Source organism: Amycolatopsis sp. QT-25 (assembly GCF_029369745.1).
Lineage (GTDB): Bacteria > Actinomycetota > Actinomycetes > Mycobacteriales > Pseudonocardiaceae > Amycolatopsis.
In genome coordinates this window covers 7,342,551-7,360,202 of the sequence record NZ_CP120210.1, presented here as the reverse complement: position 1 = coordinate 7,360,202, position 17,652 = coordinate 7,342,551, and the positions used below count along the sequence as shown (strand labels likewise).

General features: G+C 69.1%; 16 protein-coding genes. 7 read left to right on the top strand and 9 right to left on the bottom strand.

The genetic code is table 11. The annotated features are described in order from the left end of the window. Positions 1-28 precede the first annotated feature (28 nt). Positions 29-982, bottom strand: coding sequence for a LysR family transcriptional regulator (locus tag P3102_RS34480; protein WP_276364838.1), 954 nt, complete (start codon positions 980-982; stop codon positions 29-31). Between the two features lie 166 nt (positions 983-1,148). Between P3102_RS34480 and P3102_RS34475 the strand changes: the two genes are divergently transcribed. The 3 genes from P3102_RS34475 to P3102_RS34465 are packed head-to-tail and all read left to right on the top strand — an operon-like array spanning position 1,149 to position 4,128. Then, positions 1,149-1,835 carry a tRNA-dependent cyclodipeptide synthase gene (locus P3102_RS34475; protein WP_276364837.1) on the top strand — a complete coding sequence of 229 codons (687 nt, stop codon included), beginning with the start codon at positions 1,149-1,151 and terminating at the stop codon, positions 1,833-1,835. 2 nt (positions 1,836-1,837) lie between these two features. Continuing rightward, on the top strand, positions 1,838-3,151 hold the full coding sequence (locus tag P3102_RS34470) for a cytosine permease (RefSeq protein WP_276364836.1): 1,314 nt from the start codon (positions 1,838-1,840) through the stop codon (positions 3,149-3,151). Further along, positions 3,148-4,128 (top strand): LysR family transcriptional regulator, encoded by a 981-nt coding sequence (locus P3102_RS34465; protein ID WP_276364835.1) that lies wholly within the window; start codon positions 3,148-3,150, stop codon positions 4,126-4,128. The genes P3102_RS34470 and P3102_RS34465 overlap by 4 nt, the downstream gene beginning before the upstream one ends. Positions 4,129-4,397: 269 nt before the next feature. Here the strand turns inward: P3102_RS34465 and P3102_RS34460 are convergent, their stop codons facing one another. Beyond that, positions 4,398-5,840, bottom strand: a complete 1,443-nt coding sequence (locus P3102_RS34460) for a M1 family metallopeptidase (RefSeq protein WP_276364834.1) — start codon at positions 5,838-5,840, stop codon at positions 4,398-4,400. Positions 5,841-6,008: 168 nt separating this feature from the next. On the opposite strand from P3102_RS34460, the gene P3102_RS34455 reads away from it, so the two are divergent. Continuing rightward, positions 6,009-7,172, top strand: coding sequence for an MFS transporter (locus P3102_RS34455; protein ID WP_276364833.1), 1,164 nt, complete (start codon positions 6,009-6,011; stop codon positions 7,170-7,172). Here the strand turns inward: P3102_RS34455 and P3102_RS34450 are convergent. From P3102_RS34450 to P3102_RS34435, 4 genes are all read right to left on the bottom strand, one after another. Next, positions 7,117-8,079 (bottom strand): N-acetylmuramoyl-L-alanine amidase, encoded by a 963-nt coding sequence (locus P3102_RS34450; protein WP_276364832.1) that lies wholly within the window; start codon positions 8,077-8,079, stop codon positions 7,117-7,119. The two genes, P3102_RS34455 and P3102_RS34450, sit on opposite strands and share 56 nt — an antisense overlap. 88 nt (positions 8,080-8,167) lie before the next feature. Next, on the bottom strand, positions 8,168-9,043 hold the full coding sequence (locus tag P3102_RS34445; RefSeq protein WP_276364831.1) for an A/G-specific adenine glycosylase: 876 nt from the start codon (positions 9,041-9,043) through the stop codon (positions 8,168-8,170). Between the two features lie 9 nt (positions 9,044-9,052). Continuing rightward, positions 9,053-9,553: a carbonic anhydrase gene (locus P3102_RS34440; RefSeq protein ID WP_276371481.1), complete on the bottom strand. Its 501-nt coding sequence runs from the start codon at positions 9,551-9,553 to the stop codon at positions 9,053-9,055. A 52-nt stretch (positions 9,554-9,605) separates the two neighbouring features. Further along, the gene (locus P3102_RS34435; protein ID WP_276364830.1) at positions 9,606-10,706 is read right to left on the bottom strand and encodes a LacI family DNA-binding transcriptional regulator; all 1,101 of its coding nucleotides are present in this window, start codon (positions 10,704-10,706) and stop codon (positions 9,606-9,608) included. 199 nt (positions 10,707-10,905) lie between these two features. Here P3102_RS34435 and P3102_RS34430 point away from each other — a divergent pair, with 199 nt between their 5' ends. Genes P3102_RS34430 through P3102_RS34420 form a run of 3 tightly spaced genes read left to right on the top strand, consistent with a single transcriptional unit; the run spans position 10,906 to position 13,614 of the window. Next, a complete protein-coding gene (locus P3102_RS34430; protein ID WP_276364829.1) occupies positions 10,906-11,847 on the top strand; it encodes a zinc ABC transporter substrate-binding protein in 942 nt (313 codons plus the stop codon). Then, on the top strand, positions 11,847-12,680 hold the full coding sequence (locus tag P3102_RS34425; protein WP_276364828.1) for a metal ABC transporter ATP-binding protein: 834 nt from the start codon (positions 11,847-11,849) through the stop codon (positions 12,678-12,680). Before P3102_RS34430 ends, P3102_RS34425 begins: the two co-directional genes overlap by 1 nt. Before the next feature lie 4 nt (positions 12,681-12,684). Beyond that, positions 12,685-13,614, top strand: coding sequence for a metal ABC transporter permease (locus tag P3102_RS34420; protein WP_276364827.1), 930 nt, complete (start codon positions 12,685-12,687; stop codon positions 13,612-13,614). 89 nt (positions 13,615-13,703) lie between these two features. Here P3102_RS34420 and P3102_RS34415 read toward each other — a convergent pair whose 3' ends face one another. The 3 genes from P3102_RS34415 to P3102_RS34405 form a co-directional block, all read right to left on the bottom strand. Then, on the bottom strand, positions 13,704-15,017 hold the full coding sequence (locus P3102_RS34415) for a hypothetical protein (protein WP_276364826.1): 1,314 nt from the start codon (positions 15,015-15,017) through the stop codon (positions 13,704-13,706). Positions 15,018-15,117: 100 nt separating this feature from the next. Further along, positions 15,118-16,341 carry a DUF445 domain-containing protein gene (locus P3102_RS34410; protein WP_276364825.1) on the bottom strand — a complete coding sequence of 408 codons (1,224 nt, stop codon included), beginning with the start codon at positions 16,339-16,341 and terminating at the stop codon, positions 15,118-15,120. A 44-nt stretch (positions 16,342-16,385) separates the two neighbouring features. Next, positions 16,386-17,612: a DUF445 family protein gene (locus tag P3102_RS34405; protein WP_276364824.1), complete on the bottom strand. Its 1,227-nt coding sequence runs from the start codon at positions 17,610-17,612 to the stop codon at positions 16,386-16,388. Between the last annotated feature and the right edge of the window lie 40 nt (positions 17,613-17,652).

Below are 17,652 nucleotides of genomic sequence, written 5' to 3'. Positions count from 1 at the left end.
TCTAGTGCCGCCTCGGCATGTCGAAGGGTTATCCGGCGGCCGGCCTGCCGTGGCGGTGCAGCCAGGTGCGGTACGGCGCCGTCCGCTCGGCGAGCCGCCAGTATCCGGCGGTCGCCTCGGTGGCGAGTTCCGGGACGCCGGGCGCGCACGGGCCGTCCTCCCGCCAGGCGAGCACGTGCCGCACGTACATCGGCGCGCCCGCCAGCGGACGGATGGCCAAGCCGTCCGACGACGGCCGGGTCGGCTGGACCAGCCCGACACCGTGGCCGCCGCTGACCAGGTCCTCCCGTGCGGTGTCGATGTCGACGTCGTGGGTGATCCGCGGGTCGAAACCGTGCGCGAGGCACATCTCGCGGAACACCACGCGACAACCGTCGCCGCCGCTCGACACGATCCAGTCCTCCCCGGCCAGTTCGGCGAGTTCGATCTCCTCTTCGTCGGCGAGCGGGTGTTCGGCGGGGAGCGCGACGAACGACGGCTCCTCGACCAAGGTCATGGTCCGCACCTCCGGCGGCACCGGGAGGCCGCGCCTTCCGCAGATCATGATCAGGGCGAGGTCGATGCCCCGGTTCGCGACCTGCGCGAGCAACCGGGTGCGCGAGGTGTCCGCGCGGGTGCGGAACGGCTCACCCGGCCGCAGGTCGCGCAGCCCGCCGAGCAGCGAACCCGTGATGGCGCTGTCGTTCCAGCCGATCCTGATCGATTCGCCGGTCTCGGGCTCCTGCCGGTGGAAGTCGTGCTCCAGCTCGTCGAAGGTGAGCACGATCGCCCGTGCCCTCCGCAGGATCAGGGCGCCGAGTTCGGTGGGCCGCACCCCGTGCTGGTCGCGGTGGAACAGCGAGCCGCCGACCATTCGCTCGATCCGGCGCAACTGGTGGCTGAGCGCGGGCTGCCCGAGCCCCAGTCCGGCGGCGGCACGGTTCAGACTGCCGTGGGCAGCGATCTCACAAAGCACGCGAAGATGCCGAACCTGAATCTCCATGACTTCGTATACCGCGGCCCGTTCGCGCCCGGCACCTCCGAAAGTCGAGAGCGGCCGTTTCTCATAATCCGGTGACAACATTCAGTGGCAATACCCGTGCCATCGGGCCACGGTTACGTTCGGTCGACGCCTCTTCTCCCGTATATCACGCGATTCAGGAGCCGTCTTGCCGCGACCACTGCCGCTCACCGAGCATTGCGCCGATCCGCTGGCGCGGGCCGAGCACGTTTGCCTCGGCGTCAGCCCCTTCAACAGCTATTTCACCGTCGATCGTATCGCCGATCTCGCCCGCTGGGCCGGGTCCGCCTTCGGGAGTTTTCATTTCTTCGTCCCGGACGGGCCGTCCGCGTTCACCCTCGAAGCACTCGGCTACGACCCGGTGCGCGCCGCGCAGAAGGCGCAGCGGCAGGGCAATTACACGCGCAACAAGATCGTCCGCGCGCTGCAGCAGGTCTGCCCGTCGGATCCGCACCCCCTGATCCTGGACACCGCGGTGCTCGAAACCGATCCCGCGTATCTGGGCCTGCTTTCCGAGGCGCACCGGCGGTTCGCCACCGACCCGGAATTCGCCCGGCAGTGCCTCGGCGCCACGGGCTGGGTGCTGGACCGGCGGCTGCCCGAAGGCGAACACCCCACGCACGACCAGCTGCGCAGCGCCGTCCGGTATTTCCTCGCCGAATTGCCGATGTTCGTCGGCACCGTCGCCGTGGCCGGGGTCGGCAGTTCCGTGTTCGCCTACCACCAGCGGGTCCCGTTCCTCGAACGGCTCTACCGCGGCGAACTCTCCTGGCGGCCACTGCCCGGCCAGGGTTTCGCCGTCCTCGAACAAGCCGTCCCGGAACGGGTGGAGTGATCGTGGACCACGACGACTTCTCGCTGCGCCGGGTGCCCACCGAACGCCGCTACTCCTGGATTTCCGTCGCCCTGCAACGGTTCGGGCAGGTGTCCTCGTTCCACCAGTTCCTGCTCGGCGCGGTGCTCGGCTTCGGCATGACCTTCCGGGACGCGGTGCTGGCCATCACGATCGGTTCGGTACTGCTGGAGATCATCACCATCCTGATGGGCGTCGCGGGCACCCGGGAAGGACTTTCGACGTCGGTGCTCGCGCGCTGGGCGGGCTTCGGCACCGGCGGTTCTTCGCTGGTCGGGCTGCTGATGACGGTGAGCCTGGCGGGCTGGTTCGGCGTGCAGAACGACGTGTTCGCCCACGGTCTGCACGCGTTGATGGGCGGCCCGCCGGTGTGGGTGTGGGCGCTCGCCGGCGGCGCGCTGGTGACCGCGATCGTCGTGGTCGGCTTCCACGCGATGGCCTGGACGGCGTATCTCACGGTGCCCGCTTTCCTCGCGCTGGCGGGCTTTTCGATCATCACCGCCCTCGACGACCATTCGCTGCCCGCGCTGATGTCCGAACCGCCGCCGGGGCCGTCGATGTCGCTGGCGCAGGGCACCACGCTGGTGGCGGGCGCGTTCATCATGGGCGCGATCATGACCCCGGACATGACCCGGTTCAACCGGACCGCGTCCGACGTGGTGAAGCAGACCCTGGTCAGCGTCACCCTCGGCCAGTACCTGATCGGCCTGATCGGGGTGTTGCTCGCGCACGCGGCGAAAAGCGCCGACGTGGTCGGGATCATCACCTCGTCGTCGGGGGTGCTCGGCACGCTGATCCTGGTCACCGCGATCCTGAAGATCAACGACTGGAACCTCTACTCGTCCTCGCTCGGGCTGGTGAACGCCGTGCAGGTGCTGCTGTCCCGGCGGCTGGACCGCACCACGGCGACGCTGCTGCTCGGCGGTCTCGGCACGGTGCTCTCCGCGATCGGCATCCTCGACCATTTCACCGCCTTCCTGACCTGGGTCGGCGTGCTCACACCACCGGTGGCGGGGGTGGTGATCGCCGAGTACTACGTGGTCCGGCGCTGGAAACCGGAACTGGAAGCCGGCCGCGCGTCCGGAGCACTGCCTTCGACCTGCCCGTCCTGGGTTCCCGCCGGGCTGATCTGCTGGGTGGCCGGGGCCGCGGTGGGCAGCTGGCTGCCGTGGGGAATCCCGACGGTGAATTCCGTTTTCGGTGCTTTTCTGCTGTATATTCTGCTCGGCAGACGAACCGCGTCCGCGGTGCTTCCCTCGGCCATGACTTCTTTCGGCGGGTCGAAAACCCGTTCGTGACAAAGGAGTTCGACGTCGTACAGCTGGATGTCCACCACCTGCGGGTGATCCGGGCGATCGCGGACACGGGCAGCCTTTCCCGTGCCGCGATCGCTCTCGGTGTCACCCAGCCCGCGGTTTCCGCGCAACTCAAGCGGCTGGAGAACATGCTGGGCTATCAGCTGTTCGAGCGGCGCGAAGGCCGGGTGACACCGACGCCGATGGGCGAACTGCTGTTACGCCGCACCGCCGCTTTGCTGCCACAGCTGGACAAACTGCTCGAAGACCTCGAGCAGCGCGTCTGTCCCAGCGGCCCGCCCGGCGTCGTCCGGGTGGCGGCGGTGGCGAGCGCGCTGGTGGCGCGTCTGCCGTCGTTGGTGACCGGGCTGTGGCCGGAGATCTCCGAGGTGCAGGTCGTCCACGACGACCACCCCGGACGGCTGCTGCCTCTGCTGGCCCAGCGGCGTGCGGAAGTGGGGCTGGTCAAGGACTATCCGGGTTACGAGCTCGAAATCCCCGCGAACGTGGACACCGCGGTGGTGGCGACCGAGCCGACCTTCGTCCTGCTGCCGGAAGACCATCCGCTCGCGGGCGAGGAGACGATCGACCTGCGGGCGCTGCGGGACGAAGCCTGGGTGATGGTGTCCGACTCATCGGCGGCCACGTTCACCAGGTATTTCGTGGAAACCTGCGTGCGGCACGGGTTCAGCCCGTCGGTCGCCCATCAGGTGACTTCGCAGCAGGTGGCGTTGCTGGTGGTGCGGTCCGGCGCGATCGGGCTTTCGCAGCCGATCTGCGATCCGCGGAACCAAGGCCTGGTGACCCGGCCGCTGCGCGGGAACGTGTTGCCGCGCAGGCATGTGCTCGCCTGGAACAAGGAGACCTTCGTGGCGGGGCGGCGGGCGGAGCTGATCTCCGCGGTGGTCGAGGCGTACTGGGCCGAGGCGAAGACGGCGCCGGTCTATGCGGCGTACCTGGACAGGACCCGTGAGTGGTGAGGACGGTCCTGGGTACGGACTGCCGGTGCGTGGACGGCGGTCTCGTGTGATTGGACGGACGACACGCGTGTTCAGGCGGACGACTCCCGGCGGATCCCGGCCGCGCGTGTGCCGTCCATCCAGTCACGCGTGACGTCCACCTGATCACGCGTGACGTCCGGTCGATCACCCGAATTCGCCGCATCGGTGCGGCGGCTCAGGTGCCAGTGTCTTTGCCCGCACGAGTACCTGAAGGGGACCTTCAGGTACTCGTGCACTCACGAGGTCCGTCAGTGCCCGGGAAAGAGGAGGTCGTCCGGCGGCCGCACCGTGCTGTGCAGCCACGCCCGGTTGAACTCGCCGAGGTCGAGCTGCGTCATCGCGGAGACGTAGAGCTCGAAGTCGTGCCAGTCCTGATTTCCCTGCGGGTTGATCATCGGGAATCCCGCCAAGATCTGGAAGAACGCGTCGTCGCCGATGAGCCGCCGGAGCGCGTGCACCATCAGCACCGCTTTGGTGGTGGGCGCGAATTCGGTGCCCTTGCCGGGATCGGTGAGTTCGGGTGCCCAGAAGCCCGCGTCACCGCTCACCCCGGCCACCAGCTCGCGGTACCGCCGGTCGAGGTCGACCCCGTTCTCGCTCTCGTCCCACAGCCACACCGCGTACTGCGCGATGGCTTCGGGCATCAGCGCGTCGCGCCACATCTTGCCGCTCACACCGGCCCCCCACCACTGGTACGCGGTGGCGTACACCAGGTCGGCGATGGTGGCCGCGCGGCCGTACACCGGCCGGGTCTGGGCGCCGTGCGTGTAGCCGAGGGAACGGTCGAGGAACAGCCCGCCCGCCGCCGACTGCGGGTAGTCGCCGAACTTCCCGGTGAGGAATTCCAGCACCTCGGGCAGCTTGCCGCCGAGTTCGCGCTTGCCCGTCGCGCACGGATGGTAGGCGTTGATCGCGGTCCGGCCACCGGGAAGCGTGATCCTCTCGACCTCCCAGCGCCCGATGCCGAGCATCGCCGTACTCGGTGCGAGGGCGGAGTCCTCCGCCCAGGTGACGGTGTGCCGTCCCGCGCCCGCGGGGACGTCCGAGACCGGGGAACCGTTGCCCAGCACGGAGAATTCCTCCAGAACGGTGACGGAGACGTGCAAGGTGGCCTTGTCGACTTCGGTGCCGTTGACGGGGAACCAGGTCATCGCCGAACGCGGCTGCCCGGTGGCCACGGCGGAATCGCCGTAGGCGGCCAGCCAGCCGACCCGGCCGCGTGCCGTGGCGATCGGCTCCGGGCGCCCGCCGTAGTCGACCACGACGGTGAACCGCTTGCCCGCGGCCAGCGGGGTCCGCGGGGTGATCACGAGTTCGTGTTCGCCCGCCCGGCGGAACGCGGCGGCCACGCCGTCGACGGTGACCGATCGTACGGTGAGCCCGCGCAGGTCGAGGTCGAACCGGTTCAGGTCCTGGGTCGCCGTCGCGGTGATCGTCGCTTTGCCGCTCAACAGCATCGCGTACGGCGCGTAGTCCAACGCGAGGGAGTACTTGTCGACGTCGTAACCGCCGTTGCCGTCCTTCGGGTAGTAAGGATCGGGGCCGAGGACGGTGCCGTCGGGTGAGACGTGCACGTACCCGTCGCTGCCGGGTTCCGGCTGGGCCGCCACCGAAGCCGGGCAGGCGCCGATCATCGTGGTGGCGAGCAACGCGGTGCACAATGGCTCCTGCCACCGAATCCGCACGGTCATGAACGAGCCTTCTCTCTACGGGGGAGGATGCCCGGTCATCGTGCGTCCGTCCGTGCCGCGCGCGGCACTGTCAGCCGGTCATGCCGTGGGGTTATCCCCGGCCGATAACGCGGCGGCATACCCGCCAGGGACTACCCCGCGCGACGCCGGGCAAGCGATCGTCGGGGCATGCCGCCCCTCCCCGCGCTGCTCGCGCTGACGACGACGGTCTTCCTCGGCTGCCTCACCGAAGTGCTGCCCGCCGGGTTGCTGCTGGGCATGTCCGCGGAGCTGGGGGTGTCCCCGTCGGCCACCGGCCAGCTGGTGACGGTCTATGCAATCACCACCGCGCTCACCGCCATCCCGCTCACCGGCGCGACGCTGCGTGTGCCGCGCAAACGGCTGCTTCTGGCGCTGATCACCGGCTTCCTGATCACCAATCTGGTGATCGCCGTGTCGTCGTCGTACCCGCTGATCCTGGCCACGCGGGTGGTCTCCGGGGCGCTGACCGGGGTGATGTGGTCCCTCGTCGCCGGTTACGCGATGCGGCTCGCCCCGCCGGGACGCACCGGGCGCGCGCTGGCCGTGGCGATGTCCGGCACCCCGATCGGCTTCGCCCTCGGCGTGCCCGCCGGTACCGCGCTCGGTGAACTGGCCGACTGGCGCTGGGCGTTCGCCGCGATGGCGTTGATCACCGTTCCGCTGCTGGGGTGGGTGCTCGTCGCGGTGCCCGCCGTAGCCACCGGGTCCTCGGATCCGGTGGCTACCACCCGGCCGCTGGCCGCGTCACGGTTGCCGGGGATGCGGCCCGTGCTGGCGACGGTGGCGCTGTTCTCGTTGGGGCACAACGTGGCCTACACCTACATCGGGCCGGTGCTCGCCGGGCTCGGCGCGGCGACGTTGCCTGCCGCGGCCCTGCTGGTGTTCGGTTGTGCCGCGGTGGGCGGGCTGGTCGCGGTCGGCTCCGCGCTCGACGGCCGTCCTCGCGCCGTGCTGCTGACCTGCACCGCCGTGACCGCCACCGCCATCGTGCTACTGGGGGTGAGCGACGGGGTCCACGGTCTGGTGCTGGCCGCCGCGGGGCTGTGGGGCCTGGGGTTCGGCGGCGCGCCGACCGCTTTCCAGGCCGTCACCGCCCTGCTCGCGGGCCCCACGGCCGACGCCGCCCAGTCGCTCACGATCGCGGCCTGGAACGGCGCCGTCGCCGGGGGAGCGCTCATCGGCGGCTTGTTGCTGCCGCTGGGAACGGACCTGCTTCCCTGGTGTGCCGCCTTGATCGTCCTGTCGCCGCTGTTGTTCAGCCGGCGAGTCGTGCTTTCAGCGCCCGCGGATCGGTGCCGGACCCGACGATGAGCGGCCAGACGTCGGAGCCGAGGAAGCCGGTCTCGTCGGTCGCCGCGGTCGCGCCGCAGGTGTCCCGCTCCAGCCCGTGCCGCGCCGCCACCGCGGCGACCGCGTCCTTTGTGGACTGTCCGAACAGGCCGTCGACGGGTACGGCGAAACCGCGGGCCCGCAGGAGTTCCTGAGCCGTCCGCACGCGTGGCCCGCTGTCACCGGGTTTGAGCAGCGGCCACTCCGGCGGGCCCACCTTGGGCGTCGAGGCGCCCAGCAGCTTCCCGACCTCGGTGCGCAGCGCCGGCAGCCGGTCGTACAACACGGTTCCCGGGCATTCGGTCGAGTTGAAGTCGCGGTGTCCCTTGATGAACTCCGGCGAGATCCCGTACCGGGAGGCGATGTACGCGACCAGCTTCACCAGCGAGTTCCAGAGTGCCGGCGTGACGTCCTCTTTGCTGTAGAGGCCCTCGTTCTCGATCCCGATGCAGGTGCTGTTGTTGTTGCCCACGTTCGCGCCCAGCACATGCCGGGTTCCGCCACGCAGGATCTCCAGGCTGCGATGCCGCCCTTCGGTGATGTGCCCGCCGCGGCTGTTCGTGAACTGCTGGCCGGTGTCGATCCAGCCACGGGTGTCCATGTGGAAATTCTGGATGGCCCGCGACGCCCAGAAGGCGTGTTCGAGCGTGTAGTCGGTGACGTTCCCCGGCTCGACCGTGTGGTGCACGACGATGTACGTCGGCTTGTGGTTCTGCACCTCGATCGCGCCGTTCGGCGGCCGTGCGCCCCACGCGGCCGTGCCGTGGATCTTCGGTTCCGGCACCCCGGACGCCGCGTCGGCGGCGGAAATCGTCGCTGTTCCCAGTAGCCCGACGGCACTCACCGTCAAGCCGCCCTTGAGCGCGGTACGTCGGTCGAAGTCGGCCACGGGCGAAACTCCCATCATGCGCGTTGGCCGGAAAAGTAACCCGCCGGCGCGCCGATGACAACCATTGACCAGCTTTTGTCGTAACGTGTTAGTGCTCGCCGGGGAGGGCGAACAGGCCATCCCTGGTCTGTTCGAGCAGGCCGTCGACCAGCAGGGAGTCGAGGCAGCGGTCGCGCTGCCCGGATTCACTCCACACGAGATCGAGCCGTGCCTTCTCGACCGGGCCTTCGCTTCCGCGCAGGACGTCGAGCAGCAGCCCGCGCACCTGGCGATCGGTCCCGGCGAACTTCTGGACCTGTTTCGCGGGTCCGGCGTAGGCGGGTCTGCCCGCGTGCTGCCAGGCGCAGTCTTCGTAGAGGGGGCAGTCCGCGCATCGCGGTGACCGCGCGGTGCAGACGAGCGCGCCGAGTTCCATCAGCGCCGCCGAAAGTTTCGCGGCCGGCGCGTCCTCCGGCGGCAGCAGCGCCTCCACGTCGGCCATGTCACGGGTGTTCGACGGCGGCCCGGCGTCACCCGCGCCGTGCACCGCCCTGGCCACCACGCGCCGGACGTTCGTGTCCACCACCGGCGCCCGCTTGCCGTAGGCGAAGGCCGCGACCGCACGCGCGGTGTACGCGCCGATCCCCGGCAACGCGAGCAGAGTGTCCACATCGGACGGAACGACGTCGCCGTGTTCGGCGGCGATGACGGCCGCGGCGGCGTGCAGCCGCAACGCGCGACGCGGGTAGCCGAGCTTGCCCCAGGCACGCACGACCTCGCCCTGCGACGACGCCGCCAGCGCCGACGGCACCGGCCAGCGCGCCATCCACTCGAGCCAGATCGGCTGGACGCGCGCGACCGGCGTCTGCTGCAACATGATCTCGCTGACGAGCACCCCCCAGGCGGTGCAATCCGGTTCCCGCCAGGGCAGATCGCGCCCCACTTCGTCGAACCATTCGGTCAGCACATCCGCGTCGACGCCCACGGAACCAGCTTAAAACCCTTGTCCGACCTCGGTCAGGCGGCCCAGCTTCACGTCGTAGACGAAGCCTCGCACGTGGCCGGTGTGCGGCAGGAAGTCGCTGCGCCGGACGCGCTGCAGTGACCGGCGCACGCTGTCCTCGACCGCGCGGAACGCCTCGACCGACCAGGTCGGCCGGAGTCCGCTGGCGGCTTCGAGTTCGTCCTTGAAATCGTCTTCGGTGACCATGGACAGACCGCAGTCGGTGTGCTGGACGATCAGCACCTCGCGGGTGCCCAGTTTCCGCTGGCTCAGCGCGAGCGAACGGATCGTGTCGTCGGTGACGACGCCGCCCGCGTTGCGCAGGATGTGCGACTCGCCCTGGACCAGGCCGAAGATCTCGAACACCCGGATCCGGGCGTCCATGCAGGTCAGGATCGTCACCTGAAGCGAGGGCCTCGGGGAAGAACGGTCACCGGGGGTGACATCGCCCAGGTCTCGATTGCGCTTGAGCAGTACGTCGATGGAGGTCACCGGCCCAGGGGGACCGGACGGGCCGGAGGACACCGGCACCTCGGGGCTCACGTCACGGTCCGAACCAGCGCTCTTCGGCCGTCCGCGGCGGTGCCGACGTACGGCCGACCCGCAGTTCCGTGGCCAGGGTGATCACCTTGGGCCCGACCCGGTCGGCCGAGCTGAGCAGCAGCTTGCCCGCCGCCTTGCCCTTTTCGAGCACCGGCTGGTGGACGGTGGTGAGCCCGGAACGCTCGGCCTCGGTGATGCCGTCGAAACCGGTGACCGTCAGATCCTGCGGCACCCGCAGTCCCCGGCGTTCCGCCTCGGCCAGCGCCCCGAGCGCGAGGATGTCCGAGGTGCAGATCACGGCGGTGACCTGCGGATACGCGTCGAGAAGCTGCCGTGCGGCCGAGGCGCCGTCATCGACGGTGTGGTCGAAGCGCTCGACCACCGGCACCGTCGCCCAGTCGACCCCGGCCGCGGAGAACGCGGTGGCCAGCGCCTCCAGTCGGATCCGCTGGACGTGGAAATGCGCGGCGCTCTGCCGCTGGATGGAGACGAAGTCGTCGTTGCGCTCGCGGGCGAGCCGCATGCACAGCACGCCGATCTGCCGGTGTCCCAGGGAGATGAGGTGTTCGGCCATCGCGGTGACCGCGGCCGCGTCGTCGGGGCCGACCCGGTCGACACCGTCCACACGCGGCTGATCGACGATCACCGTCGGCACCGGGCGCTCCAGTACCGCACCCAGATGCGGGTCGTCGTCGGGGACCGAATAGACGACGAAACCGTCGACGCCGGCGCGGTGCACGGCCGCGACGTCCTCGCGGCCGGGGCTGGCCGGGACCAGGTGCAGGCCGACGCCCGCGTCCTCGCAGGCCAGCGCGAGCCCCTCGAGCACGCCGATGGCGGCGGGGTCGCGGAAGGCGTAGGAGAGGTTCTCGGTGAGCAAAAGACCCACGGCGCCGGCTTTGCGCGTCCGCAGCGAACGGGCCACCGGATCGGGGCCCGGGTAACCGAGGCGCCGCGCGGTCTCGAGGACGCGTCGGCGCAGCTCAGGGGACAGCTGGTCCGGTCGGTTGTAGGCGTTCGAGACGGTGGTCCTCGACACACCGAGCTCTGCGGCCAACGACGCCAGTGTCGCCTGCCTCCTGGTGCGGATAGGACGGCCCATCCGCAAACCGTAACGGTTCAGAACGTTTTGCAGAAGCATCACCCGACGTGTGGCAGGTCTCGATTCAGAGTGACCCTGGGTACAGCGCCTACCAGCGCGGCGGGCCCGGTCAACCGAATGGGGTACAGTTGAATCTGACAACGGTTTCCATTACCTGGCGTCGGTGACACTGGCCTGGGCATCCGCAGGAGTGCAGTAAATGAATTCCCGCCGTACCAAAAGTGTTTTCGCGGCCGTGTCGGCCCTGGCCGTCCTCGCGCTCGGCGCGACGGCTTGCGCGTCGAGCGACAAGCCGTCGACGGGCTCCGGTTCGCAGAACGCGTCCGCCGCGAACCCGGGCGGTGGCGAGAAGATCAAGGTCGTCGCTTCGACCGACGTCTGGGGCAGCGTCGTGACCGCCGTCGGCGGCGACAAGGTCGAGGTCACCTCGATCATCCACGACCCCTCGGCCGACCCGCACTCCTACGAGACCACCGCGAGTGACGCCATCGCCGCGAAGAACGCGAAGCTGACGCTGTCCAACGGTGGCGGCTACGACGACTTCTTCTCGAAGCTCGCCGACCAGGCCGCCGGCGCGCAGAAACTGGTCGCCGTCGACATCGCCGCGACCGGCGACGAGAACGAGCACGTCTGGTACAGCCTGCCCGGCGTCGAGAAGATCGCCGACCAGGTCGCCGCGAAGCTCGGCGAGATCCAGCCCGCCTCGAAGGACGCCTTCACCGCCAACGCGACCGCGTTCAAGGGCAAGACCCAGGAGCTGCTGAAGAAGGTTTCCGGCCTGGGCGGCTCGAACGGCGCGAGTGTCAACGTCGTCGCGACTGAGCCCGTGGCGCACTACCTGCTCGAAAGCGCGAAGGTCACGGACGCGACCCCGCCCGCCTTCGCCGAGGCCGTGGAAGCGGAGCAGGACGTGCCCGCCGCCGCGCTCAACGAGGTCAAGCAGCTGATCTCGGCCAAGCAGGTCAAGGCGTTGGTCAACAACGCGCAGACCACCACCCCGGTCACCCAGCAGGTCGTCGGTGACGCCAAGAACGCCGGGATCGCGGTCGTCGACGTCACCGAAACGCTTCCGCAGGGTGTGACCGACTACATTGCATGGATGACCAAGGAAGTGGACTCGCTGGCGGGAGCACTGAAGTAGTGACTTCCGTACCTGCCGGGGCGCGCCCCGCGGTCCATGTCCGCGGGGCGAGCCTCGCGTTCGGCTCCAGGACCCTCTGGTCCGGGCTCGACCTGGACGTCGAGCCCGGTGAGTTCCTCGCGATCCTCGGGCCGAACGGCTCCGGGAAGAGCAGCCTGCTCAAGGTCCTGCTCGGCCAGCAGGGGCTGCCCGAGGGCACGGTCGAGATCGCGGGGCGGCGCCCCGGCGGGACGAACCGGCGGATCGGCTACATCCCGCAGCAGCGCGCCCTCGACGAGGGCCTGACGATGCGCGGGGTGGACCTGGTCGGCCTCGGCCTGGACGGGCACCGGTGGGGCACCGGCCTCTTCGGGCTTTCGAAACGACGTCAACTGGTGTCGAGGGCCATCGAGTCCGTCGGCGCCCAGGCGTACGCGAAGCAGCCGGTGGGGCGGCTTTCCGGTGGCGAGCAGCAGCGGCTCCGCGTCGCGCAGTCGCTGGTCGGCGACCCCGAGGTCCTGCTGTGCGACGAGCCGCTGCTCTCCCTCGACCTCGCGCACCAGCGCGCGGTCAGCGAGCTGATCGACGAGCGACGGCGATCGGCGGACACCGCCGTCCTGTTCGTCACCCACGAGATCAACCCGATCCTGTCCTATGTGGACAGGGTGCTCTATCTGGTGAACGGCCAGTTCCGGATCGGCAAGCCGGACGAGGTGATGAACTCGGAGACGCTGTCCGAGCTGTACGGCACGCGGATCGAGGTGCTCAAGGTCGGCGGGCAGATCCACGTGGCGGGGGCGCAAAGCGCGCTGTGCGAGGACGAACCCCACCACATCGACGAACGGGCCGGCTAGCACCGTGGACAAGATGTTCGACTTCGCCCTGACCGGCGAACTTCTCGGTCTCGACTTCGTGCGGACGGCCTTGCTCGCGGCCGCCGTCCTCGGCCTGGTCGCGGGGGTGCTGGGCCCGCTGGTGGTCATGCGCCGGATGTCGTTCGCCGTGCACGGCACCGCCGAACTGGCCTTCACCGGCGCGGCGGGTGCCCTGCTGCTGGGTGTCGGCGTCGAACTCGGCGGTCTCGCGGGCGCGGTCCTCGCCGCCCTGCTGATCGGGCTCCTCGGCGGCCGCGAGTCCGAACGCGACTCCGTGATCGGTGTGATCCTGGCCTTCGGCCTCGGCATGGGCGTGCTGCTTCTGTCGTTCTACGACGGCCGCAGCGCCAACAAGTTCGGCATCCTCGTCGGCCAGATCATCACCATCGACTCGACCAACCTGAACCTGCTCGTCGGTGCCTCGGTCGTCGTCCTGGTGGTGCTCGCGGTGATCTACCGGCCGCTGCTGTTCGCCACGGTCGATCCGGCGGTCGCGACGGCGCGTGGTGTGCCGGTGCGGCTGTTGTCGCTGATCTTCGCGGTGCTGGTCGGGATTTCGAGCGCCCTCGGCGTGCAGATCGTCGGCGCGCTGCTCGTGGTCTCGCTGATGGTGACCCCGGCCGCGGCGGCCGCGCGGGTCACGGCGAGCCCGTGGAAGGCGACGGTGCTGTCGATCGTCTTCGCGGAGATCGCGGCACTCGGCGGGATCATCCTCTCGCTCGCGCCGGGGAAACCGGTGAGCGCGTTCGTCACGGCCATCTCGTTCGTGATCTACCTGGTCTGCCGTCTCATCGCGTGGCTGCGCGGCAGGAGCTCGCGGTTCCGCGTCGAACACCGAGCCCCGAACGCCCCCGGCGATGGAGGAATCGGGACACTCGACGTCCCGATTCCTCCATCGTCGACACCCGCGTAAGTAAGCGAATACGTGGCCTCTTCGCCACTCACGAGCTGCACCGAGCTGCACGGAAAGCACGCCTCGCCTGCCACTTCCGACCCAGAGCCCTAGCGGATCGGGTGTTCGGCCAAGGCCTTCTTGACCGGTTCGAGGAAACCGGGGTCGATGAACGCGAGCTGACCGCCGGCCACGCTTCGCTCCACGGCCTCGACGACCACCACGTTCGCGTTCACGAAAGCGTCGACGGCTTCGGCGCGCGACGTCTTCTGGGTGAAGTGCGCCAGCATCGTCAAATTCGTGAATGCGCCGGAGAGATACCGAGAAGACGCTTTCGTGAACGAGTCGCCGTAGATCAGGATCTTGTCGTCCACGGTCCCGATCAGCGGACTCGCCGTGCGGTACACCGGCCGGTCGATGTCGCCGTTCGGCTCACCAGCCCGCTCGACGACACCGTCCGGGCGGAGGCTGTACAGCGTGTTCGTCTTCGTGCCCTGCTTGCTGATCAGCGGGGGCAGATCGGCCACGGTGTCGTACTGGCCGACGGGAACGCTGACCCAGGTCCGCGTGACACCCGGCTTGATCGCGTTCGCGATGGCGCGGGTCATCACCAGCGCACCCTCGTCCGCCCAGTGCGTGTCGTTCGGCGGGTACACCGGACGCTGCACCCGGCCCTCGGACGCGCGCAGCTCGGGCCGCAGGTCGATCGCGCGCGCGTCCTTCAGCATCCGGTGCCAGGTGGCCGCCTCGGCCGACCGCGAGCAGTCCTTGCCGGGATAGGTCTCGGGCAGGAACTGCGGGACCATCGTCGACTTGTCCGGCGCGACGACGAGCTCGAACCGCCTCCCGGACCGCTCGACCGCGCGCCGCAACTCGTTGATCCTGGCGATCGTCTCGGTCAGCGGACGGGACGGATCGCATTTCGCGTCCGCGTCGTAGCCGTAGTACAGCCAGCCGTCGCGGCCCTGCACCACGCGGCGATAGCCGGACGCGACGTTCGGCGTCGGTCCCTGCGTGGGCGCGGTCTTGGACGGCGTCGGCGCCGGCGGGGCGGGGATCGGGCCTGCCCGCTGCCGCGGTGGCGGCTGGTCGAGCGGGGCGCCCTCGCCGAAGACACCGCGGCTGATCGCGTCCGCGGCGGCGATCGCGCCCGGCCGGAACGACAGCTGGTCGATGGCCCAGGTCGGCAGGTCGGTGAAGAATCCCCAGCCCTTGTCGAGGCCGGGGAAACTCGCGAGCTTGTGGTTCTCGATCTCGCCCGGCCGCACGCCGGACACCCACAGCAGCGCGGGGGTGGTGAAGAACAGGAGCGCGCTGATCAGCGCGGTCAGCTGCCTGCCACCGTGGCGGGGACGGTGCAACGCGTGCTCACGCGGAAGCCACGCCTCGTGGACGGCTGGCAGCTGCTGGGGTTCGGACGCCACCCCTCCACCGTAATCATCCCGTGTCTCCCGCAGGTGAGAACCACCCGCAAAGCGCGTTCAGCGGGCTAAACGCGATCCGGCGTCAGTGGCGTCAGTCGAATCAGTGGAGCATCAGGAGGACCTGCAGCTCACCGACCAGGAAGCCGATGAGCCCGCCGACCGCGATGAGCTTCCACTCGTCCTGCCGGAACGCCGGCCTCAGCAGCCCCTCGAACTCCAGCGGCGTCAGCCCGAGCATCCGCCGCTCGACGATCTTCGCGACGTCCATCGCCTCGGTCAGGTAGCCCTCGGCGTGGCGGATCGTCGGCGGGAGCCGCTCCAGCGCCTTCCGCGCGGCCGCCTGGGTGATCTCGTTCAGCCGCTGCCCGCCGACGGCCATCGTGACCATCGGTTTCGCGACGCTCACCTGCCGGTCGACGGCCCGCGCCACGAGCCGTTCCACCAGCGCGTACAGCCGGTCCGACCGCGGCCCGCGCAGGACGGCGTCGAGCAGGTTCGGCACGGTGAGGATCTCGTGCGCGATGATCTCGCCGTACTGATGCGCCACCTCGGCCCGCCGCCGCTGGAACTTGCCCTGCAGGACCAGCCTGCCGACGCGTACCGGCTCGCGCGGCACGAAGATCAGCTTGATCGCCAGCCAGTCGGTGAACAGCCCGATGCAACCACCGAAGATCGGCAGTACCCACGGCTCCTTCGTCAGCGCCCAGACGAACGCCTGGACGATGCCGAGCCCGAAGCCGAAGTAGCTCCCCGTGCGTGCGATGAACGCCATCTCCGGCCGCGACGTCTCGCGGATCAGCCGGACGAGCAGCTTCTTGTCCCTGGTGAGCCGCTGCACGGTCATGTGCTGGAAGTCGAGCACCTCGTCGAGGTGCGCGGTCAGCTCTTCCATGAACTCGCGCACCAGCCGCGGCGTCGCCGACTGGACCTGCTTGATCAGCAGCTCCTGCGCCATCGTCGGCATGACCTCCCAGAGCCTGGGATGGTGCTTTTCGAGCACTTCGCGGGTGACTTCGTCCACGGCCCGCAGGAGCGGCTGCTCGATCTCGCGCGTGATGATCGCCGGATCGATCCGGCGGAAGACCTCTTTGACGTCCAGCAGGTTCGACGTCAGCAACCCGGTCGCGACGGCGGCCATCCGCCCGCCGTGTTTCGGCACCACGCCCTGCCAGCCGAGGAACGGTTTGATCCCGACGAACTCCAGGGGTTTGAACATCATCTCGATGGCGACGCGTTTGGTGACGTAGCCGATCAGCGCGGCGACGAACGGGATCGCCGCGTACAGCCACCAGTGGCGGGCGAGGTCGTCCAGGACGGTGTCCATCCGACCTCCTCGCTCGTGGGATGGGAAACGGTATCCGGTACACGTCAGTGGAGCAGCAGGAGCACCTGGAGTTCACCGACGAGGCCACCGATCACCGCGCCGACCGCGATCAGCTTCCACTCGTCCTGCCGGAACGCCGGGCGCAGCAACTGCTCGAACTCCAGCGGGTTCAGCCGCCGCATTCTGTCCACAATGGTGTTCCGGACGTCGAGCGCGTCGACCGCGTAGCTCTCGGCGTGCCGGATCGTCTCCGGGATCCGTGCCGCCGCCTTCGCCGCCGCCGTCTGCTTCATCTCCTGGAAGCGCCTGCTGCCGACGGCCATCGCGACGAATGGCTTCACGACACTCGCCTGCGCGTCGACGGTCCGCTGCACCTCGCGGGTGATCATCGTGAACAGCTTGTCCGACTTCGGCCCGCTCAACACGGCTTCGAGCAGGTTCGGGATGGTGATGATCTCGCGGGCGATCATGTCGCCGTAGTCGGCGGCGACCTGGTCCTTGCGTTTCTGGAACACGCCTTGCCAGGTGTAGAGGCCGAAGAACCGTTTCGGCGCACGCGGGAGGAAGATCATCTTCAGGGCGATCCAGTCGGTGAACCAGCCGATGGCGATCCCGAACAGCGGCAGCACGATCGGCGACTTCGTCAGCGCCCAGACGAGCAGCTGGACACAGCCGAGGGAGAACCCGAACACGATCCCCGACCGCGCGATGAACCGCATCTCCGGCCGCGAGATGTCGCGGATCAGCCGGTTGAGCAAGGCCTTGTCGCGCACGAGGTTCGTCACGACCATGTGCTTGAGGTCGAGTACGTCGTCGATGTTCCCGGCGAGCTCGCCCATGATCTTCGTGATCGCGCGCGGTGCCTCGGCCTGCACGCGTTTGAGCAGTAGCTGCTGGGCGCTGTTCGGCAGCACTTCCCACAGCCGCGGCTGGTACTGCTCCATCACCTCGCGGGTGACGTCCTCGACGACGCGGAGCAGCGGCTGTTCGATCTCCTTCGCCACCTGAGCCGGGTCGAGTCTGGCGAAGATCTCCTTCGGATCGACGAGGTTGCTCGTCAGCATCTCGGTGGCGGTGGCCGCCATCCGCTCGGCGTTCGCCGGCAGCACCCCCTGCCAGCCGAGGACCGGCTTGATCCCGACGAACTCCAGGGGCTTGAACATCATCTCGATGGCGACGCGTTTGGTGACGTAACCGATCAGTGCCGCGATGAACGGCATGGTGACGTACACCGGCCAGTGCTCGCCGAGGTCGGCGATGACGGCGTCCACTCGAAGCCCCTCCCGCGTCTCGCTTGAGGGGAACTTAGCC